The 22,358-nt window shown below is 60.5% G+C and carries 14 protein-coding genes; 9 read left to right on the forward strand and 5 right to left on the reverse strand.

The features are described 5' to 3' along the window. Nucleotides 1–26: 26 nt before the first annotated feature. A complete protein-coding gene (locus ACO08A_RS11985) occupies nucleotides 27–3,227 on the reverse strand; it encodes a helicase-related protein (RefSeq protein ID WP_422041277.1) in 3,201 nt (1,066 codons plus the stop codon). A gap of 790 nt (nucleotides 3,228–4,017) precedes the next feature. On the opposite strand from ACO08A_RS11985, the gene pyc reads away from it, so the two are divergent. The 3 genes from pyc (at nucleotide 4,018) to ACO08A_RS12000 (ending at nucleotide 9,964) form a co-directional block, all read left to right on the forward strand. Next, complete coding sequence (gene pyc, locus ACO08A_RS11990; protein ID WP_422041278.1) at nucleotides 4,018–7,458, forward strand: pyruvate carboxylase; 3,441 nt, start codon at nucleotides 4,018–4,020, stop codon at nucleotides 7,456–7,458. A 191-nt stretch (nucleotides 7,459–7,649) separates the two neighbouring features. Continuing rightward, entirely contained in the window at nucleotides 7,650–8,246 is a 597-nt protein-coding gene (locus tag ACO08A_RS11995) for a hypothetical protein (protein WP_422041279.1), read from the forward strand. Nucleotides 8,247–8,398: 152 nt separating this feature from the next. Beyond that, the gene (locus ACO08A_RS12000; protein WP_422041280.1) at nucleotides 8,399–9,964 is read left to right on the forward strand and encodes a DUF1254 domain-containing protein; all 1,566 of its coding nucleotides are present in this window, start codon (nucleotides 8,399–8,401) and stop codon (nucleotides 9,962–9,964) included. A gap of 29 nt (nucleotides 9,965–9,993) precedes the next feature. Here the strand turns inward: ACO08A_RS12000 and ACO08A_RS12005 are convergent, their stop codons facing one another. After that, complete coding sequence (locus ACO08A_RS12005) at nucleotides 9,994–10,749, reverse strand: glutamine amidotransferase (RefSeq protein ID WP_422041281.1); 756 nt, start codon at nucleotides 10,747–10,749, stop codon at nucleotides 9,994–9,996. Between the two features lie 128 nt (nucleotides 10,750–10,877). Next, nucleotides 10,878–11,354 (reverse strand): TerB family tellurite resistance protein, encoded by a 477-nt coding sequence (locus tag ACO08A_RS12010; protein ID WP_319384637.1) that lies wholly within the window; start codon nucleotides 11,352–11,354, stop codon nucleotides 10,878–10,880. Nucleotides 11,355–11,660: 306 nt separating this feature from the next. Here ACO08A_RS12010 and ACO08A_RS12015 point away from each other — a divergent pair, with 306 nt between their 5' ends. The 5 genes from ACO08A_RS12015 (at nucleotide 11,661) to ACO08A_RS12035 (ending at nucleotide 19,785) form a co-directional block, all read left to right on the forward strand. Next, a complete protein-coding gene (locus ACO08A_RS12015) occupies nucleotides 11,661–12,923 on the forward strand; it encodes an imelysin family protein (RefSeq protein ID WP_422041282.1) in 1,263 nt (420 codons plus the stop codon). A gap of 89 nt (nucleotides 12,924–13,012) precedes the next feature. Continuing rightward, entirely contained in the window at nucleotides 13,013–14,542 is a 1,530-nt protein-coding gene (locus tag ACO08A_RS12020; protein WP_422041283.1) for a di-heme oxidoredictase family protein, read from the forward strand. Continuing rightward, entirely contained in the window at nucleotides 14,543–15,613 is a 1,071-nt protein-coding gene (locus ACO08A_RS12025) for an imelysin family protein (protein WP_422041284.1), read from the forward strand. Beyond that, entirely contained in the window at nucleotides 15,594–16,751 is a 1,158-nt protein-coding gene (locus ACO08A_RS12030) for a DUF1513 domain-containing protein (protein ID WP_422041285.1), read from the forward strand. Before ACO08A_RS12025 ends, ACO08A_RS12030 begins: the two co-directional genes overlap by 20 nt. Before the next feature lie 148 nt (nucleotides 16,752–16,899). After that, the gene (locus tag ACO08A_RS12035; RefSeq protein ID WP_422041286.1) at nucleotides 16,900–19,785 is read left to right on the forward strand and encodes an AsmA family protein; all 2,886 of its coding nucleotides are present in this window, start codon (nucleotides 16,900–16,902) and stop codon (nucleotides 19,783–19,785) included. Nucleotides 19,786–19,849: 64 nt separating this feature from the next. Here ACO08A_RS12035 and ACO08A_RS12040 read toward each other — a convergent pair whose 3' ends face one another. Continuing rightward, nucleotides 19,850–20,908: an adenylate/guanylate cyclase domain-containing protein gene (locus ACO08A_RS12040; RefSeq protein WP_422041287.1), complete on the reverse strand. Its 1,059-nt coding sequence runs from the start codon at nucleotides 20,906–20,908 to the stop codon at nucleotides 19,850–19,852. Continuing rightward, entirely contained in the window at nucleotides 20,905–21,273 is a 369-nt protein-coding gene (locus ACO08A_RS12045) for a group I truncated hemoglobin (protein WP_422041288.1), read from the reverse strand. Before ACO08A_RS12045 ends, ACO08A_RS12040 begins: the two co-directional genes overlap by 4 nt. Nucleotides 21,274–21,578: 305 nt before the next feature. On the opposite strand from ACO08A_RS12045, the gene ACO08A_RS12050 reads away from it, so the two are divergent. Continuing rightward, a complete protein-coding gene (locus ACO08A_RS12050; protein ID WP_422041749.1) occupies nucleotides 21,579–22,346 on the forward strand; it encodes a ChbG/HpnK family deacetylase in 768 nt (255 codons plus the stop codon). Nucleotides 22,347–22,358 lie beyond the last annotated feature (12 nt).

Below are 22,358 nucleotides of genomic sequence, written 5' to 3' on the forward strand. Positions count from 1 at the left end.
AGGCGAATTCTGGCCGCCCGCCGGAATTACTTCTTGTCCTTGCTGTCCATATCCGCCTTGAGGGCCATCAGGGCCGCAAACGGCGAATTCGGATCAATCGGTTTGTCCTTGGGCGGCGCGCTGCGGCGGTTGCCGCCGTCAAAACCCCTGTTGCCACCGCGATTTCGGTTCGGGCCGCCTTTGCCGCCACCCTTGCCGTGCCGCTTGTCGCCCTGGTTGCCTTTCGGACCCTGGTTCTGACCCCTGCGCTGATCGCCGCGGCGCTGGTCCTGCCGTCCGCGCGGTCTGCGGTCGTGCCGCCCGGGACGCCAGATTTCGATCGTGACGGTTTCCATCTCGACAGGTTCCGAGCTCTCCGCGGCAGGTGCTTCGGATGTTGCGCTGTCCGCTTCGTCAGCAGCGCTGCCTTGCGGCTGCGCGGTTTCTGCCGCTTCAGGTGCTGCCGCGCTTTCGACGGGTGTGCCGTCAGCATCAGCCGGCGTGGCCGGATCGTCCGTCGGAACAGCGTCGGCTGCCACGGCTTGGTCTGTTGCCTCTTCTGCCGGTGCCGCGTCGGAAACGGCTGTTTCATTTTCCGCGGCTGCTTCGGCAGCCGGTGCATCCGGGACGGCAGGGTCTGCCTGAGGCTCTTCTGTGACCGCAGGAGCGCTGTCGTCCGGTTTCGCGGCCTCTTCCGTCGCCCCGGCCTCGGGCTGTGTCCCGGCCTGCTCCTCCTCTGGTGCCGTTGCCGTTTCCGGCTTGACCGTGACGGGCCGCTGCACTTCCTTCGTTTCGACCCGATAGCCGAGGGATTTCAGGACAGCGGAGAAGTCCTCGCCTGCACAGCCCAGAAGGGATGTCATTGCCACGGTCACCATGAAGCCGCCGCCTTGCTCGATCGCGCCTTCCGGTGGGCTGACCTCTGCGTCAAGCGGTTTCCAGGCGATCAGCGGACGGATCAGGTCCGCGAGGCGTTCCAGAATGTCGACCCTGACTGCGCGTGATCCGCACACCCGGAAGCCGACAACCTTGTAGAGCGCCTTGTCGATCGTTTCGTCGACCGGAATGGAGGTGCGGCCCGATGCGGAGAGCTGCGGCAGTTCCGTCATGCCGTTCATGTCGAGCGACCCGTGCTTCAATGCCCAGAGCTGGGCAATCAGCTGGCTGGGCGCCGGCTTCAGCAATGCGGGTACGAAGACCGTGTAGGCGCCAAACCTTACGCCATGCTTGCGCAGGGAAGCGCGCATGTCCTGGTCCAGCTGCCGGATCTCGTCGGACGCGTCCTGGCGCTCGAGGATGCCGAGCCCTTCGACGATGCGGAAACCGATCCCGCGCGCCAGTCCGTCCAGGCCTTCGCCGGATTTCAGATCGACAAGGGGTTTCAGCAGCGTTTCGATCTGCGCCTTCACCCAGAGATCGAGACGGTTCTGGACCGTGTCGCGCGGCGCGCCGGTCAGATGCTCGTCCGCAAGCAGGAGCACGGTCGGAGCCAGAACCTCTTCACCCGCAACGAGCTTGGCGACAGGTTCACCACGCCAGCGGATGGCCCCCTCGGAGGTCAGCACGAAATCGCCGTTCTCAGACTTGCCGAGTTTTTCGGCGCGCGACTCGATCTCGGTTGTCAAGGCAACCTGGGCGGCAGCGCGGACCGTCTTGCCGTCCGGCCCTTCCGCGGCCGCATCGGGGGCAAACCGGAAGCCGAGGAGGTTCCCGATGTGCTGACCTTCCACGAGCACATCGCCGCTCGATGTGATTTCTGCTTCCAGCATTGCGTTCTCTCTCAAACGTCGCATCAATACACTTGTCCGCCGGTCCACAAAGCGCTGTGTCAGGCGATCGTGAAGGGCGTCAGATAGTCTGTCTTCGATGTCGCGTGTCTCGCCCTGCCAGTGGGCCGGATCGGCCAGCCAGTCGGGTCGATTGGCAACATATGTCCATGTCCGGATGTGCGCGATCCGGTTCGCGAGAGTGTCGATATCACCATCTGTGCGGTCTGCGAAGGCCAATTGACGCGAGAACCAGTCATCCGCGATATAATTTTCCTGCATCAGATGGGTGTAAATGGCGTTCAGAAGCTCGGCGTGGTTGGCAGGCGCGATCTTGCGGTAGTCAGGCACCTGGCACACATCCCAGAGCAATTCGATCGCTTTTTCGCCCTGTGCCATGCCGGATATTGCCGGATCACGCAACAAATGTTCAAGAGCGGTGATATCGTCACCGGTCGGCGCGCGCGCCAGGCCCTCTTCCTGCGGCACCTTGTCGAGGCTTTGCCGCAGCGCCGCGGCTGAGGAAAAATTCAGCGTACTGTTGCGCCATTGCAGCACTTTCAGGCTCTCGAACTGATGGCTTTCGATCTGTTCGATGAGGTGATCGTCGAGCGGATCGACCCGTCCGGTCACGCCGAAGGTGCCGTCCTTGGTGTGCCGCCCGGCGCGCCCGGCGATCTGGCCCATCTCGGACGCGGTCAGCTGACGGTACTGGTATCCGTCATATTTCCGGTTGCCGGCAAAGGCGATGTGATGGACATCGAGATTGAGCCCCATTCCGATCGCATCGGTCGCCACGAGATGGTCGACGTCGCCGTTCTGGAACAGTTCGACCTGGGCGTTGCGCGTCCTCGGGCTGAGCGATCCGAGAACGACGGCCGCACCGCCGCGCTGCCGGCGGATCAGCTCGGCAATCGAATAGACTTCGTCCGACGAGAAGGCGACGATCGCCGAACGCGCCGGCAGGCGGGATACCTTCTTCGATCCGGCATATTCCAGTATGGACATGCGCGGGCGGGTGATGACGTTAAGGCCCGGAAGCAGCTTTTCCAGGAGAGGCCGCGCGGTCGATGCTCCCAGGAGCAGCGTTTCCGACTTTCCGCGAAGGTTCAGAATGCGGTCCGTGAACACATGTCCGCGATCCAGGTTGCCGGCGAGCTGAACCTCGTCAATCGCCACGAACTCGGTGTCGAGATCGAGCGGCATGGCCTCGACCGTCGACACCCAGAAGCGCGGCTTTTCCGGAATGATCTTCTCTTCCCCGGTGATCAGGGCAACGCTGTCGGCGCCGGCGCGCTCGACCATTCGGCCATAGACCTCGCGCGCAAGCAGACGGAGCGGCAGGCCGATTAGGCCGGACGCCTGCGCGAGCATGCGTTCGATGGCCAGATGCGTCTTGCCTGTATTGGTCGGACCCAGGACGGCCGTTACGGTGCGGGACCTGGCCGCCGGCGGCAAAGGCAACGTTGAAGGACGGGGCATGGGAGTTTTGTGGTCGGCTTTCTCGGGGCTCTGCGCCTAAATCTTGTGCCGGGTATCTAACACAGCGAAACCGTGACTGTCGCTGATTCTTTTGGCAAAGGTCCCTGATTTCGCGCGGTTTAATTAATTGTGGAGAACGACTCCAGAACAAACCGAAACCGAATCGCTGACTCTCGCTGATTCAGGATTTGTTCCCTACAATATATGGGTCCCAGCCTGATTTGCGGCACAAAATGGTGAATCTGGTCAATGGTTTGAGTCGCTTCGCAATATGAGGTCCGCGTGACCGCCGAATCGTGTCAAGTCTTAAATAAGTCTAAACGTGGCCTCCGAGCTGCCTGGGGCCGCGTTTACCACCGGGACACAGCGGGAACGAACGTGGCACGAATCGCTGAGCCCAGCCAGTTCCAGGTTTGTTCCGTACCAGATGTTGGGGCTGAGAGCCGCGTTTGGCCCAAGTCGACAGCAGCATTTTTTTTGATCTGCGTCTGCGGGCCGGCAGCGGAGACATTGCGTGCCAGGGCGGCACAAGCCGTTTACCCTGTTTTTTGCCGCTCAGATCGCCGGAGTGAAGTGTTCATGCTGCGCTGCAAAAATTTTTCTAAGTCTAGTTACGTTCGTAACTTTCGGCATTTCGGGTTCATTTTCCGCAGCTTACCTGTGCGCGCGCAAAAATATTTTCCAAGTTAAGAAAAGGACACCCTTTCTGCCCCTTTTCAAGTGCGTGCGACCAAAGTAGAAAACGTTCCAAAATCAGACTTGCCGTTTCGAAAGATGGGGGAGAGGGCGTTTGGCGATCACAAAGATTCTCGTTGCGAACAGATCGGAGATTGCGATCAGGGTGTTCCGGGCCGCCAATGAACTCGGCCTGAAAACAGTCGCGATCTATGCCGAACAGGACAAGCTTGCCCTGCACCGGTTCAAGGCCGACGAGGCCTATCAGGTCGGCAAGGGCCTCGGCCCGATCGAGGCATACCTGTCCATCGACGAGATCATTCGGGTTGCCAGGCTCGCCGGTGCCGATGCCATTCACCCCGGTTACGGGCTGTTGTCGGAAAGCCCGGAATTCGTGGATGCGTGCGAAGCGGCGGGCATCACATTCATCGGCCCGAAATCCGATACCATGCGGCGGCTCGGCAACAAGGTCGCCGCCCGCAACCTGGCGATCGAAGCCGGTGTGCCGGTGATGCCGGCAACCGACCCGCTTCCCGACGACATCGGAGAGATCAAGCAGCAGGCCCTGGAGATCGGCTACCCGGTGATGCTGAAGGCCTCTTGGGGTGGCGGCGGTCGCGGCATGCGGGTGATCCCGGACGAGGCGACGCTCGAAAAGGAAGTTCTGGCGGCGAAGCGCGAGGCCAAGGCGGCTTTCGGCAAGGATGAGATCTATCTTGAAAAACTCGTGCAGCGGGCACGCCATGTCGAGGTTCAGATCCTCGGGGACGGCGAGAACGTCGTGCACCTGTTCGAACGAGACTGCTCCATCCAGCGGCGCCATCAGAAGGTGGTCGAGCGGGCACCGGCGCCCTATCTCGACGAAGCAAAGCGCACGGAGCTGTGCGAATACGGTCTGAAAATCGGCCGGGCCGTGAACTATCGCGGTGCAGGCACCGTTGAATTCCTGATGGATGCCGACACGGGCTCCATCTACTTCATCGAGGTGAACCCTCGCGTTCAGGTCGAGCACACGGTGACCGAGGAAGTCACCGGCATCGATATCGTTCAGGCGCAGATCCATATCGCGGAAGGTGCCAGGATCGGCACGCCGGAAAGCGGCGTTCCCGTGCAGGAGAAAATCCGTCTCAACGGCCATGCCCTGCAATGCCGCATCACGACGGAAGATCCCGAGCAGAACTTCATTCCCGACTACGGCCGCATCACCGCCTATCGTGGGGCGACCGGGTTCGGCATTCGTCTCGACGGCGGCACGGCCTATTCGGGTGCCGTGATCACCCGTTTCTACGATCCGCTTCTCGAGAAGGTCACCGCCTGGGCGCCGACCGCCGAAGATGCCCGCAAGCGCATGGACCGCGCCTTGCGCGAATTCCGCATCCGGGGTGTCGCGACCAACCTGGTGTTCCTGGAGAACATCATCGATCATGCCGACTTCCGGGCGAACAATTACACGACCCGGTTCATCGACGAGACGCCTGCGCTGTTCGAACAGACCAAGCGGCAGGACCGGGCGACCAAGCTCCTGACCTATATCGCCGATGTTTCGGTCAACGGCCATCCCGAAACGAAAAACCGGGTTCGCCCGCCGAAGGACGTGGCCGCGCCCGTCGTGCCGGATTTCGGCGACGACAAACCGGAGGGCACGCGGCAGCTTCTTGACGCGCTCGGTCCCAAGGGCTTTGCCGACTGGATGAAGGACCAGAAGCGCGCGCTGATCACCGACACGACGATGCGCGACGGTCACCAGTCGCTGCTGGCAACGCGTATGCGGACCCATGACATCGTCAACATCGCGGATGCTTACGCTGTCGGCCTGCCGACACTGTTCTCGCTGGAGTGCTGGGGCGGCGCGACCTTCGATGTCGCCATGCGGTTCCTGACCGAAAGCCCCTGGGAGCGGTTGCACCACATCCGGGAAAAGGCACCGAACATCCTGCTGCAGATGCTGCTGCGCGGCTCCAACGGTGTCGGCTATACGAACTATCCCGACAACGTCGTCAAGTTCTTCGTCAAGGAAGCGGCGGAAAACGGGATCGACCTGTTCCGCGTGTTCGATTGCCTCAACTGGGTCGAGAACATGCGCGTGTCGATGGACGCAGTGCAGGAGGCGAACAAGCTTTGCGAAGGCGTGCTCTGCTACACCGGCGACATGCTGGACAGCGCCCGGCCCAAGTATGACCTGAAATACTATGTCGGCCTTGCCAAGGAACTGGAAGCGGCAGGTGCGCATATCCTCGGCATCAAGGACATGGCGGGGTTGCTGAAGCCCGAGGCCGCACGGGTTCTGATCAAGGCGTTGAAAGAGGAAACCGGTCTTCCGATCCACTTCCACACGCATGACACGTCCGGTATCGCGGCGGCCACCGTTCTGGCGGCCGTGGAGGCCGGTGCCGATGCGGTCGATGCGGCCATGGACGCGCTTTCGGGACTGACGTCGCAGCCGTGCCTCGGCTCGATCGTCGAGGCCCTGAGGGGCAGCGAGCGGGACACTGGGCTCGATGCAAAGACGATCCGCCAGATTTCGTTCTACTGGGAGGCCGTGCGCACGCAGTACCGGGCCTTTGAAAGCGATCTTCGCTTCGGTGCGTCGGAGGTCTACCTGCACGAAATGCCGGGCGGACAGTTCACCAACCTCAAGGAACAGGCCCGCTCGCTTGGCCTTGAGACGCGCTGGCACGAAGTGGCGCAGGCCTATGCCGACGTCAACATGATGTTCGGCGACATCGTCAAGGTGACCCCGTCTTCCAAGGTGGTCGGCGACATGGCGCTGATGATGGTCAGCCAGGGTCTCTCCGTTTCCGAGGTGGAGGATCCGGCCAAGGACGTGGCGTTCCCGGACAGTGTCGTGAAGATGCTGCACGGCGATCTCGGCCAGTCTCCCGGCGGATGGCCGACGGCTCTGCAGACGAAAGTGCTCAAGGGCGAAGCGCCGATCAACGTGCGCCCCGGATCGCTTCTTGATGACGCGGATCTGGATGCGGAACGGAAAACGGCCGGCGAGGCGGTCGGACGTGACATCGACGAGATCGATCTGGCGTCCTATCTGATGTATCCCAAGGTCTTTACCGATTTCGACAGGGCGCAGCAGCAATACGGACCGACCTCGGTTCTGCCCACGCCCGTCTATTTCTACGGGCTGGAAGCGGGCGAAGAGGTCTTTGTCGACCTTGAACCGGGCAAGACGCTGGTCGTGCGCTGCCAGGCGATCGGCGAGACCGACGAAAAGGGCGAAAAGAAAGTCTTTTTCGAGCTGAACGGCCAGCCGCGCAACGTCAAGGTGCCGGACCGGGCGCACGGCGCCACGGGCGCCGCAGCTATGCGCAAGGCGGAGGACGGCAACGCGGCCCATGTCGGTGCTCCGATGCCGGGCGTGATCTCCACGGTGGCCATCGCCGCCGGGCAGGACGTCACGGCCGGAGATGTGCTTGTTTCCATCGAAGCGATGAAAATGGAAACGGCGCTTCACGCCGAAAGAGACGGCACGATCAAGGAAGTTCTGGTGACGCCAGGCGCTCAAATCGATGCAAAAGACCTTCTCGTGGTCTTCGAAAGCTGATCGAGCAAAGGTGAGCAGGTCGCACTTTGCTGCGATCTGCCCGCTAGTTACTTGTATTTTATTCTGAAAATCCTGCCAATCACGCGAACTCACATGCGATCACCTGTCATGTGAATTGTCGTCTTGCGTTCTGCAGGCGGACACTCTTCCGGCCAGGCCCCTGAAAAGGGCGTTAGCTAAGGGAGAGAACAATGAGGAAGCTACCTTTTTGGCTGGGCGGTGCGATTGCATCCCTTGCCCTGACGACCGCGGCCCACGCGGCGTGCGATGTTCAGAAGCCGGGTTACGAGCTGACCGGGGACGAAGCCGAAGCGGTCTACGACTGCCTGAAGGCGGATCTGCAGGCCGGGTATCAAAAGGGTCCGAAGAGATGGATCCCGGAGGCGTTCGTGAAGGACTATCCCGGCTGGACCAAGGCCAGCGCCTTTCCGGCGGCTCCGGGATTTCACGGTGGGCGGTTCCTGATGACCTACGTGAACGCGATCGGGGCGGACGAATATCTCAAATACAAGCCGGAGAACGTGGTGGTGCCCGCCGGAAGCCGGATTGCCAAGGAATCCTTCGCCGTCAGTGACGACGGCAAGGTGACGAAGGGACCGCTGTTCCTGATGGAAAAGGTTGCCGCCGGCACGTCACCGGAAACCGGCGACTGGTACTACATGATGGTCGCGCCGAACGGATCGCCGCAGGCGGTCAACGTGATCAGCGCCTGCAGCGAATGCCACCTGGAGAATTTCGGTGAGCAGGGTGGTCTCGGCTATCCGGTCGAAGATGCACGGATCAAGTAGCCCTGCTGTCAGAACAGGCAGCGCCAGAACGGGGTGCCAGACACCCCGCTTCTTTGAATTTACGTCGCGTTTTAATTGACTTCACCGGCAGATTCGCCAGTCTCTGAGAGGACCGCGCAACGACGCAGTCAGCCCAAAGGCTGGAGAGAGCCATGAAAAGATATGTGTCACTGTTTGCACTGTGCTTCTTCATCGAAACCCAGGCAGTTCTTGCTTCCGACAAGACCGTCACGCCGCCCGGCTATAACACGCCAATTCCGGAAGACATTCTCACACCCGACGAGGTGGAGACCCGGTTCGGAACGCTCAGGTTCGTGGATGGACGCCCGACACCCGAAACCAGCGCACTCATGTTCGACACGCTCGACTTCGTACGCGGGATGGAAGTCTTCCTGAACTTCATTCCGGCGACGTCCATTGAAGGCATACGGCGCGGCATGGCCGATGTAGGGGTCGATGCGGTCAACAAGTTTGCTGTCTTCGAAGACCTGATGGATTCAAATCCGCTGTTCCTGACGGGCAATACCGATACTGTTTACGGCTCTTCGATCCTGGACCTGGAACGGGACGGCCCGGTTGTCATCGAAGTGCCGAAGGGACAGGGACCGACGACGGTCAATGATGCCTATTTCAGGTTCGTAACGGATATGGGCGTGCCCGGTCCGGACAAGGGTGAGGGTGGAAAATACCTGATCCTGCCGCCGGATTATGACGGCGATCTTGATCCGCCTGTCGGCGGCTACACGGCGGAGGTTGATGGTGAGACCTATTTCGTCTCCAAATCCACCAGTTACATCAACTGGTTCATCGCGCGCGGCTTTCTGGTCGACGGCAAGACGGACGCAGCCGTCGAAGCTTATCGCACAGGACTGAAAATCTATCCTCTGCGTGACAAGGCTTCTCCGCCGTCCATGGAATTCATCAATGTTTCCAAAAAGGTGTTCAACACGATCCATGCGAACACATTTGAATTCTACAACGAGTTGAACACCGTCATCCAGAAAGAGCCGGTCTCAACGTTTGATCCGGAGCTGCGCGGCCTGGCGGCGGCAATCGGCATCGAGAAGGGCAAGGACTTCAATCCCGACGAGCGAATGACAAAGATCCTGACCGAAGCCGTTGCGGTCGGGAATGCGACGGCCAGATCCATCTGGCTGAAGCCGCGCGACAAGGAAGCCTACCTGTACGAAAACAGTGGCTGGTACACTGCGTTTATCGGCGGCAACTGGCAATGGTTGCGCGACGACGGCAACGGCGGCCGCTACCTGGACGCCAGGACAATGTTCTTCTACATGGCGACCGTCAACACCCCGGCCATGGTCCTGAAGTTGCCCGGTAAGGGTTCGCAATATGCTCTCAATGTCACGGACAACACTGGAACCTTCCTCGACGGCTCCAAAACCTATTCGCTGACCATTCCGGCTGATGTTCCGGCAAAGGATTTCTGGTCGGTTGTTGTCTATGACCCGCAGACACGCTCCGAACTGCAGACGAGCCAGTCCTTCCCGAGCAAAAACAACCGGCGCGACAAGATGGTGGAAAACGACGACGGATCGGTGACGTTACACTTCGGTCCCGAGGCACCGGCCGGTAAGGAACAGAACTGGATACAGACTGTAGCGAACAAGGGCTGGTTTGCCATTCTGAGATTATACGGACCGGAGGAAGCCTGGTTCGAAAAGACCTGGCGGCCCGGCGAAATCACGCTGGTTCAATAGTCCTCGGGACGTAAGGGATGCGGTGGAGCCTACTCTGCCGCGTTCAACTGGGCGCGGTTCACCTGGACTGCCGCCGTGCCGATCCAGATGTCGAGAAAGTCGTTGAGCCATCTCCTGACCGCCGGGTCATAGACGAAGCGGCCGGCGAAATGATCGCGGCGCTGCTGCGCACCGGGAAGCTCCATGCGCGGGGCTGCCTTGGTGGTCCACTTGACCATCATCTGGTGGGTCAGCTCGGGGTGAAACTGGATGCCGTATGCTGACGGGCCGACACGGATCGCCTGGTTGGGGTAGGTCGGGCCCGCGGCCAGCAGTTCTGCTCCGCGCGGACAATCGAAGCCTTCCCGGTGCCACTGGTAAACCTTCTCCGGCCAATTCATCAGGTCCTTGCCAGCCGGTGTCGGTTTCAGCGGGTAATAGCCGATCTCCACCAGTTCATCGCGGTGCCCGGCAACGGTTCCGCCGAGATGCTTCACCATCATCTGGGCACCCAGGCAAATCCCCAGGAAGGGCTTTTCCTCTTTCAGGGGAACCTTGATCCAGTCGATTTCCTTGTGAACGAAGCCGTCGGGATCGTTTGCGCTCATCGGCCCGCCGAAGATCACCGCTCCGGCGTGGTCGGCCATCGTGTCAGGCAGCGTGTCGCCGAAACGGGGCTTGCGGATATCAAGGGTGAAGCCGCGCTTCACAAGTTCCTGGCCGACGCGGCCGGGAGAAGACGTCTCCTGGTGCAGGACGATCAAAACCTTGGAGGGGCCGGTCACCGGGCTGGATTGAAATCTCATGACACAAATATGAGGGAGCTTGCCGCAAAAATCGACCCCCGTTGCACTGCGAGTTCAAAGAAAACACTGAAACCAGAAAAACATACGCTGTTCGGTTGTGCTTCGGGGCTTGTCAGATTTTCTCAGGGTCAAGACCCCTCTTCGTCTTCAGGTGCGGTCTGGGCCACCTTGTGACGAAGGGTCATGCGGTCGCGAGTCGAAACGCCGAGGAGTTCGGCAACACGCCAGATCGTATTATCCTCGAATTCGTGGACGTGTCCGTCCGCGTAAACGATCTCCCACATCATTTCGACGATAGCGAGCCGTTCTTCCTCGTCGGTGGTTCTTTTCAAAACCGAGGTGAACCCGTAGAGATCGACGGCCTCCTCGTCGCGCTGTCTTGCAGCCGCGATCAGTTCGGACGTTTCCTTGTCGGTAAGCTCGTAATGCTGTTGCAGGATTTCCCTCAGCTTCGCGCTTTCGCTTTCCTCGATGACGCCGTCGATATCGACCAGGTGAAACAGCAAGGCGGCGGCGGCCAGACGCTTGTCGTCTTCCGCAAAGGTTTTCTTGCCGTTGTCACCAAACGTGATCTCCCGGACGAAGCTCTTGAGCGCACTCAGCATATCTTTTTCTTCCTGTCTTCGGCGTCCCGTCTTGGGTTCCAATAGCTATACCATTCCCGCTGGAGCATCAAAGACTTGTTAAAACCACTCATGGATTCAAAGTGGGAACGAAATCCGGTATTTTCTACTCAACTTTTTTGAATCATTCTAAAGTATTGATTTTTATTGATTTTAAACTTGACAATTACCTTCATGAAATGGTTTCACCCAATGAGCGCTGATGGATCATTGCGTCGCGCAAATCATGTTAGCAATCAGATGGGGCGGTATTTCATGTCTCCGATTGCGCCAAAAGGGGATGGACCCATGAAATCACTCAAGTTTGGTCTACTGACGGCCACGGCTCTGCTTGTCACGCCGGCGATGGCAGCGGCTCCTGCTGACGTCTTGTCGACCTACGGCGATATCGCTCAGGCAAGTTACGCGGACTCTCTTGCAACCGCCAAAACTCTGAAAGGTGCGATCGACACGTTTCTAGCCGAACCGACCGAGGCAAATCTTGCAGAGGCGCGTTCCGCGTGGATCGAAGCGCGCAACCCCTACCAACAGACCGAAGCCTACCGTTTTGGCAACGCCATCGTGGATGACTGGGAAGGCAAGGTGAATGCCTGGCCGCTCGACGAAGGCCTGATTGACTATGTCGACGCGTCCTATGGCGAAGAATCGGAAGAAAATCCGTTCTACGCCGCCAACCTGATCGCAAATCCGAAGCTGACAGCCGGCGGCGAGACCATCGATGCCAGCAATATCACCGCCTCCCTGCTCGCCGAGCAACTGCAGGAAGCCGGTGAAGTCGAAGCCAACGTGGTCACCGGCTACCACGCCATCGAATTCATGCTCTGGGGCCAGGATCTCAACGGCACCGGCCCGGGCGCCGGCGCACGTCCGGCAACCGACTTCGACCCGGCAAACTGCACGGGCGGTAATTGCGAGCGCCGGATCCAGTATCTGCAGGCAGTCACCGATCTTCTGATTTCCGACCTGGAAGAAATGGCTGCGGCCTGGGAGCCGGGCGGAGCTGCCCGCGAAGAGCTGGCGGCAAAGGGTGAGAACGGCGGTCTTGCGACGATCCTGACCGGCATGGGTTCGCTGTCCTACGGGGAACTGGCCGGCGAGCGCATCAAGCTTGGCCTGCTGCTGCACGATCCGGAAGAAGAGCATGACTGCTTCGCGGACAACACGCACATGTCGCACCTGAACGATGTCATCGGCATCCGGAATGTCTATTTCGGTTCCTATGCGAGCCCGCTCGGCAACAATGTCTCGGGTGCGTCCCTTGCGGATATGGTCGCTGAAAAGGACCCGGCACTTGCCGAAGAAATGAAAACGAAGCTTGATGCGACACTGGCCGCCTTCGAGGTCATGAAAGCGCGCGCAGACGGCGGCGAAGCCTACGATCAGATGATCGGCGAGGGCAATGAAGAGGGCAATGCCGTGGTTCAGGCCGCTGTCGACGCCCTGGTCGACCAGACCGCTTCCATCGAGCGCGTCGTCAAGGTGCTCGGCCTGGACGAGATTGCGTTTGAAGGTTCGGACAGCCTCGACAACCCGGGTGCCGTCTTCGAATAAGGGCAGACCGTCAGGCGGCGGTTTTCTGCCGCCTGACGTTTGTTACGCTCTGCGAATTGGGGCTCGCGGACCACAATCAGGATGCGACTATGACACTGGGGTCCCGGTTGATGGCGCTCATGGGCGCCTTGTTTTGTTTTTGTCTTGCGGCCAGCGCGGCTGCCGCCGACGACATCCTATCCCACCGCGATGATCTGACTGAGAAAGACAAGGCCAAGGTCTCCGGGGTTTTGGCTGCGCCCGCTGACTTTGAAAGACCCGAAGCTTTCGAGCCGATGCAGGGCGGGGCGGGAACCTCGACTCGCCGTCCGAACCGGGATGCCTTTTCCCATTCAAACGCCAATCTTACCTTCGAAGAGCAGCACGATTTCAAGGTCGGGAACGGCCTTTTCAAGAAGCTCTGGACATCTTCGCCATCATCGACCCGTGCTTCCGACGGGCTCGGCCCGCTCTACAACGCACGCTCATGCCAGGGATGCCACCTGAAAGACGGGCGCGGGCGGCCGCCGCTGCCAGGTGAAAAAGCGGTCTCGCTGTTCCTGCGTCTTTCCATCCCGCCCGAAACGGACGAACAGAAAGCCGCACTTGCGTCGAAAGAGATCTTACGTGTGCCCGAGCCGACCTATGGCGGCCAGTTTCAGGCCTTTGCGGTACAGGGTCTCGCCGGTGAAGGTCGTTTCGATATCGAAACCGAAGACATTGTTGTTCCGCTTAACGGCGGTGAAACGGCCGTGCTGCAAAAGCCGATCTACAAGATCCGCGATCTCGGGTTCGGCGAAATGCATCCCGACACCCTGATCTCGCCGCGTGTCGCACCGCCGATGATCGGCCTGGGGCTCCTGCAGGCCATTCACCCGGGAGACATCGAGGCGCTGGCAGATCCGGACGATCTGGATGAAGACGGGATTTCCGGAAAAGTCAGCCGTGTGCGCGATCCGGCCACGGGCGATCTTGCTGTCGGCAGGTTCGGCTGGAAGGCGTCCAATCCGACGATCCGGACGCAAACGGCAGGTGCCTTTTTGGGTGACATCGGCATCAGCACGCCCGACCAGCCATACAATTTCGGCGATTGTACTGAAGCCCAAACCGATTGCAGGGCGATGCCGCACGGAGAGCAGGCGGATCTTGGTATCTCCGAGGCGCCCGATCCGGTCATGGATCTTGTCACTTTCTATTCGGAAAACCTCGCCGTGCCGATGCGACGGGACGTCGATGATCCGGATGTGTTGCTGGGCAAGCAGGTCTTTTACGAAACCGGCTGCGTTGCCTGTCATCAGCCAAAATATGTCACGAGCCGAAACGCGGACAATCCGGCGCACCGGTTTCAGCTGATCTGGCCCTATACCGATCTCCTGCTGCATGACATGGGTGAAGGCCTTGCCGATCATCGTCCTGTCGGAGACGCCACAGGGCGCGAGTGGCGCACGCCACCGCTTTGGGGCATCGGCCTGACGCAAACCGTCAACAACAACACGCGGTTTCTTCACGACGGCCGTGCGCGCAATCTGCTGGAAGCCGTGCTATGGCATGGCGGCGAAGCGCAGGAGGCCCGTGACAAGGTCGTGGATATGCCGCCGGAACACCGCAACGCACTGATCCGATTTCTGGAGTCCCTTTAGATGAAATACCTGGTTCTGACCGCGTTTCTGACCGGAACGTCAGCCGTCAACGCGGCAGACTTCAACCCGCCGCTCGAAGGCTTGATCACCGGCTATATCCGGCCGGCAACAGCTGCCTTTGCAGAGACCGCATCCGGCTTGCCAGACGCTGTTTCCACGCTTTGCACGGCGGGAACCGAAGCGCCTGCCGGTGCGTTTCAAAAGGTGTTTTCGGACACTGTGCGGGACTTCTCGCGCATCCAGTTCCTGCGTTTCGGGCCGCTGCTCGACGACGACAGGCTCAGCCGCTTGTCTTTCCGGCCGGACCCGCGCGCCAGGGCGCAACGACAGATCAGAAAGCTCTATGCATCGAAGGATCCGAGTGTGCTATCGGCGCAAAGCCTCGGCAAGAAGAGCGTTGCGGTGCAAAGCCTGACCGCCCTCGAACTGATCGCCTTTGACACGGACACGACCGTCACGCTCGGGCTTTCAGGAGAAGACAGGGACTACACCTGTGGTTACGCTCTCGCCATTGCCGCGAACGTCGCGGAGATCGCGGAGGCGGCTGCGGCCGACTGGGCAGATCCGGACGGCTATGGTCTGCAATTGCTGTCCGCCGGACCGGAAAACGACAGGTACCGGTCGGGCAAGGAGGCTCTTGAATCTGTTTACAACGCGCTGGCGACCGGCGTCACGATCGCCAAGGATCAGGACATCATCCCGGCGCTTGGAAAGTCGGAAGACAAGGCGAAACCAAGACGGTTTCCGTTTTCCCGGTCGGGCAACAGTGTCGTCTATCTGACGGGAGAACTGAACGGCATTCAGGATGCGCTCCTCAGCATGGATCTCAAACCGCTGATGGCGCCGGCGGACCAGTGGACCCTGGATACATTGGGGTTCGAATTCACGAATGCCGGAAATTATCTTGCAGCACTCGAAACGCCTCTGCGCAAGACGTTTGCGGAGGGCGGAAACTACAATCGTGTCGCCGCGCTTTCGATCACGCTCTCTTCCATCCAGGAGTTGATGACTGACGGCGTTGCCGGTGCACTCGGTCTTGCCGGAGGGTTCAATGCCCTTGACGGAGACTAGGCGAACCGCATTTTCACGCCGCGGGTTTCTGACAGCCCTTGGCGGGCTGGCCGCAGCGCCCGCTTTTTCGGGCTCGCCAATGGCGGAAAGCCTGCTTGAGCGGCGCGCGGGTGATGATGCGGCGCTGTTCGCCAGCGCCTGCAAGATGGCTGACGGCCGCTACGGTATCGGTCTGCTGGATGACTATGGAACGGTTCTGGCCAGGATAACGCTTCCCGGCCGGGGCCACGGGATTGCCGTCTCGCCAGACCGGCAGCGGTTTGTCGCCTTCGCGCGTAGACCGGGAACCTTTGCCATCCTCGTCCGGCCCTTCGAGGACGTAAGCCCGGCGATGCTTGTCGCCGAGACGGGACGGCATTTCTACGGACATGGGTGTTTTTCGGCCGATGGGCGGCTGCTCTATGCGGTTGAAAACGACTTTGCGACGAACCGCGGTGTCATTGGCGTCTATGATGTCAGCGGGTGGCCACCGCGCAGGATTGGCGAAATTCCGAGTTTTGGGATCGGACCGCACGACATCGCGCTTTCTGCCGGCGGAACGACGCTGGTCGTCGCCAACGGGGGGATCGAAACACATCCCGACACGGGCCGCGAAAAGCTGAACCTGGAGACGATGCAGCCGTCCGTCGCCTTCATTGACGCTGCCACGGGCAATCTGCTGGTGCGGCATCGGCTGAACCCTGCCCTGCATCAATTGTCCCTCCGGCACATGGCACTGGATGAAAAGGGGCGGGCCTGGGTCGGCGGACAGTATGAAGGCCCTGCTTCGGATGCGCCGCCGCTCGTTGCCGTCATTCATCAGGACGACGTGCCGCGAACGATCGATGTTCCGCAGCCTTTTGCTGGAAAACTCAGAAACTACATCGGTTCCGTCACCGCGAACGGACGTGGCGATGTCATCGCCACGTCGGCACCGCGTGGCGGTCACACCCTCTTCTGGAGCGCCGGGTCATGGAATTTCCTCGGGGCGCAATCCATTCCGGACGGATGCGGTGTTGCGCCGGCCGATCAGGGCAGTTTTCTGATCTCGGACGGGAACGGCGGCGTGTCTTATGTCGGCGAACCGGACGAACCGCCGGAAGTTTTGTCGCGTCCCCCCGGTTATTCCTGGGACAATCACCTGGTTGCCATCTCCTGAGCGGGCTGAAATCCGTCGATGACCCGCCCTCTTCGGTTGCGCATTCGTTCCGTTTCCTGCTTTTGTCAAATTCAGGGTGCAGTGTGGGTGTGGATGAACGGCTGTTTGGTCTACATTGGAGCCGATTCGCGAAAGGAGACGCTGAAACATGCGACGTCTTTTGATCGGGCTGGGCAGTCTGGTGATCTTGCTGGTGGCGATCGTTCTGATCGTCCCTCTTTTCCTGCCCAAGGACGAGATCAAACGTCAGGTGGTCGAACAGGTGGACAAGCGCCTGGGCTGGCGCGTCCGGCTGGACGGCCCCGTTTCCCTGTCTCTTTTTCCGGGGTTCACGCTCGATGCGCGCGACATCGGTCTGTCCGGTGAAGCGGGCGCGGACGGTATCGAATTTGCCAGGGCCGACAGGATGGAGTTCGGACTGGCCTGGGGCGGGTTGCTTTCGGGCAACATCCAGGTCACCGGCATCAGCCTGGACAACCCGGACATTTACCTGGAAGTGAGCCCGAACGGATCGACAAGCTGGGAGCCGCGCCGCGATCTCGGCCTTCGCGACGGAAACGCGGAGCCCGCTGCGGCCCCGGAACAGGGCAACACCGGAAGCGCGGTGCCGACGGCCGGAGCCGCAACAGGGGCGCCGTCGGGGAGCTATCTGAAGAGCATCGGCGTCGACAGTCTTGAAATCAGCGGCGGCACGCTGACCTACAAGGACGCCTCACAGGACACGCCGATAAAGGTCAGTGACCTCGATCTTTCGCTGTCCGCTCCAGATCTATCCGGCAAGGTTGATCTGACGTCGAGTTTCGTCCTTCAGGACATACCGATCAGCGTTGCCGGCGGGTTGGAGAACCCGCTCGGCATGACGGCGGGCGAGCAGGTGCCTCTGGATCTGATGGTGTCGACGGGTGAGAACACGTTCTCCATCTCGGGAGAGGCGGGGCTTGAACCGGTCCGCACGCAGCTTGAGATCACCTCGGCCGGCCCGTCGCTCAAGGCCCTGGCGGAACTCGCCGGCCAAACGCTCGACGCCGACCCGGGCGCTTATTCTTTCGACGCGAAGTTGTCGGGTACGGAGGCCGCCGTATCCCTTGCCGACCTTCACCTGGTGCTCGGTCAGTTGTCGCTCGGCGGGGCCGCGGACGCGGACCTGTCCGGTCTCGTTCCCGAAGTGTCGGGCCGGCTCGTCCTCAAGGACGGGTCGATCAAGGACCTCTTGATGCTCGCCGGACGGGATCTGCCCGCAAGCGGGAACCTGAGCGCCGATCTGGCCTTTGAAACAGTCGGACTGACCGGTGCCGAACTGGTGGCCGGGCTCGACATGAACGGGTCCGTGTCCATTTCGGACGGCGAGGTGGGCGGGTTGGGCCTTGCCTCGACGGTCGGCGATCCGGAGGCTGACCGGCTGACCGATCTGGCGCTTGATCTCGACCTTCAGGGTCTCGAAAATCCGATTTCGCTCAGCGGTGCGCTTGCCTGGCGCGGCGAAGCGTTCAGCGTTGCCGGCGAAGCAGACACGGCTAGCCTTCTGGCCGGGAATGCCGCGCCGGTCTCCGTCTCCCTGAAGGGAAACAGGGTGAGCGCGGGATTCGCGGGCCAGGTTGTGCTGCCGGGCAACATCGACGGTGCGGTGAATGTCGATACGGCCGATCTCAGGGGTCTCATGGCGTGGCTTGGTCAGCCTTTGGGCCCCGGTGGCGGTCTGAAGACATTCAAGGCGTCCGGTATCTTTGGCATTCAGCCGGACGCGGTTTCCTTTGAAGAAACCCGGTTTACGCTCGATCAGACAAGCGGCGAGGCAAACGGCCGGATCGCCCTTGGCGGAAAACCCAAGGTAACGGCGCGTCTTGCGTTGCGGGAACTGGTTCTCGATCCCTATCTGGGCGATGCCCCTTCGGCATCCGGCGGCGGCGCTGCGGGTTCGACCGGCGGCGGTGGCGGCAACACCGCGGGCGCCGGTCAATCCGCCTCGGCCGGCTGGAGCAGCGATCCGATCGACTTTTCCGGGCTTCAGGCCGCGGACGTCGATTTCAAGGTCACTGCCGGCCAGATCCGCTGGAACAAGATCAAGATCGATGAAAGCACCCTGTCCGCCAATATCCAAAATGGCGTGCTGACCGCCAATCTTGAGAAACTGGCGCTCTATGACGGGTCCGGAAACGGCACGGTGACGCTGGATGGTACATCGCAGACGCCAAAGCTGGCCGCGCGGTTCACGCTGTCGGGCCTGAGTGCCTATCCGCTGTTGCGCGATGCCGCGGATTTTGAATGGATTGAGGGCAAGACCGCCATCAATCTCGATGTGACCTCCAGCGGCGGGTCGCAACTCGCGCTGGTCCAGGGACTGGGTGGTGCCGCCAGCTACGAATTCATGGATGGTGCGATCCGGGGCATCAACATTCCGAAAATGGTGCGCGGCCTGTCCGTCGAAACCTTGCTTGGCTGGCAGGAGAATCCATCGGAAAAGACCGATTTTAGTTCCCTGAGCGCATCGTTCAACATTCAGAACGGTATTGCCCGCACGGAAGATCTTGCGATGGTCGGACCGTTGATGCGGATGACCGGCAGCGGAACCACGGATCTTCCCGGCCAGAGTCTCGACTGGCGCGTTGAACCGAACATCGTGCCGACGCTCGAAGGACAACCGCCGATGCCGCGTCGCAAGGGCGAGGACAAGAAGATGGCCGGTCTCGGAGTTCCGATCGTGATCAAGGGATCCTGGAACGATCCGCAGATCTATCCCGACATTGCCGGGATCCTCAAGGATCCCGAGGCGGCCTACAAGCAACTGCAGGAAACCGGCGGTGAGCTGATGTCGATCCTGCAGGGCAACAAGGATGCGCCCCAGGAGCTCGTGGAAACGGCCAACGAGACCATCCGCAGAGCGACAGGCGGGCGGACCCAGATCGACGTGCAGAAAGTGATCGACGGCGAGGTCGACGACCAGGAAGTGCTGCAGGCGGTCGAGGAAGGGTTCGGATTGCCGCCGGGGCTGCTCGGCAGCGTTCTGGGGCGGAAAAAGGAAGAAGACAACAACTGACGGTGCCGGCGATGCTCGCACACTGCCGCTCAACGCGTGGCCCGGGGCCGCGATCCGACCCCTGTCAGAACCGTCCGGTCTTGCGCGTCAGCTCGATACCGGGGCTGACCCGCATCAGGCGCATTTCTCCGAAACTGCGCACTTCCTGCTTGCCGAGGTCATCGAGATGGAACTCCTCGACCAGGTATTCCTTCATCGAATCGGGTGCAACCACGCACATGGGATTGGCAAAGGCCTGCAGGCGCGCCGCCAGGTTCACCGCCGAACCGAAAACGTCGTAGACGTATTTCTGGATGCCCACGACGGACCCGACCGCCGACCCCGTGCCCAGACCGATGCGCGCTTCCCATTTGTACTGGTGGCTCTGGTTGCGGCGTTCCAGATACCGGATGAAGCGGACGGCGCAATTGGCGACGGCCCGCATGTGATCCGGTGACGGTTCGGGCATGCCTGCGACGGCCAGGTAGGCATCGCCGATCGTCTTGATCCGTTCACAGCCGAACTGTTCCGCGATGCGGTCGAAGGCGGTGAAGATATCGTTGAGTTCGCCCAGGGTCACCGTCGGGTCGTGGTTCGCCGAGAACTTCGTGAAATTGACAAAGTCCAGCATGACCACCGAGACACTGTCATAGAGCTGGGGCGTGACCACGCCGAAGGTCTTGAACTCCTCATAGACCGTGCGCGGCATGAGATTCAGAAGGAGACGCTCGACGCGCTCCTTCTCGCGTTCCAGTTCCCGCGTGTTGCGCTCGACCATCGAGGAATAGCTGTCGATCATCGATTCCAGCTCGCGGATGCGCGTGATGTTCTGGCATTCGACAACAAGCAGGTCGCTTGCTTCCGCATCGGCGCTTGAAATGGCCAATGCGATCACAAGCGTGCGCCGCTTCAGCTTGACCGAGATCTCGCCGTTGTAGCGCCCGGTCTGCTCCATCGCGGTGCGGACTTCATCGACATCGATATCAGGCAACACCTCCTGCAGGGAAGCGCCGACCTCCGGCTTGCCGAACCATTCGGCAAACGGGGCATTGCTGAACAGGAAGCGGAGATCATCACCGCGCACGACGGCGATTCCGACACCGATCGCGCGCAGGAGCTGCTGGTTGATGGCCGTGATGCTCATGACACGCCCGTTGACAGTATGCTTGTCCGCCGCGCCTCGATTTCGATCATGACCGTCTCGATGTCCTGCGGCGAAAAGCCATGTTCGGACAGGGTCTCACTCAGGAGCCTGCGAATCTCGTCGAAATCCTCATGGGTGAGATCAAGCGAGGCGTGCGCGCGACGCAGGCGTTCGTCCGAATAGGAGACGGGTCCGCCGAGAAGCGCCGAAATGAACTTGGTCTGATGATCGATCAGCTTCGGCATGTCGATGCCGTCGAAAAAATCACCGATCCGGTCGGAGTCGAGCACCTTGTCGTAAAAGTCCATTACGATACGGCTGATAGATTTGAAGCCGCCATATTTATCAAAAAGCGCGTTGGACATGCCCGAGATACTCAAATGTTAGCGACTTGCCTTAAAGAAAATCAGACTAGGCGAGTGTGCACTCAAAGAAAAGGTTTTTGGATTTTTAGCTGTAGATTTTTGAGCTTGCACAAATATTCATCAAATTCTCGATCTTGCACGTATTCACAAGCTCGACGCTAGGGCATTCTCTAAACAAACCCGTTGGCCGTTTCTAATGCGTCAATTCATGACAAGGACAGTCCGCACAAGCCCGGCAGACTGTGCTTTGATGGTTCCGGACATAAGCGGGGTTACGAGTTGTGGCGGAGAAAGTCAGATTGCTCGTGCGTGCCGACGATGCGGGATCCTGCCGGGCCTCCAACCAGGGGTGCCTCAAGGCCAGCATCGAGGGCATCGCGCGCAGTGTCGAAGTGATGATGCCCTGCGCCTGGGTGGCGGATGCGGCGCAGCTTTTCAAGGACCGTCCCGACGTCGATATCGGCATTCATCTGACGCTGACCAGCGAATGGGACGGCGTGAAATGGCGCCCCATGACACATGCTCCGAGCCTTGTCGACCGGCATGGCAACTTCCTGCCGCTGTTGCAGGACCGGCCCGGTGACGACCGGCCGTCGCTGAGCGGCCGGCGATGGAGGATCGAAGAAGTCGCCGCGGAATTCAGGGCCCAGATCGAATTGGGGCTCGACCTCTTCCCCGGTGCTTCGCATATCAGTAGTCACATGGTGCGGCACTTTGCCGATTTCGATGCGGGACTGGGTGACGTTGTCTCAGGGCTCTGTGCCGAATTCGGACTTCTGGACGATCCGTTCAAGGACGGGCTGCCGAGGTTCGTTCCCTATCCTGCACATCCACGGGACAGCCAGGCCCGCGCAGCGTCCTTCGTGGAAGCGCTGGGTGGTCTCGAGCCCGGGACACACATTTTCATCGATCATCCGGCGGTCGATGGCGGTGAACTGGCCGCGCTGGGTCATCCGGGATACGAGGACGTATGCGCGGACCGGGTCACCTGTCTGGAGACGCTTACCAGTCCCGCGGTCCGGCGCGAGATCGACCGCCTCGGGATCGAGCTGATCAGCTACCGGGATCTGTAGAGAACTTGCGTC

This window comes from Roseibium sp. (assembly GCF_965232425.1).
Taxonomy (GTDB): domain Bacteria; phylum Pseudomonadota; class Alphaproteobacteria; order Rhizobiales; family Stappiaceae; genus Roseibium.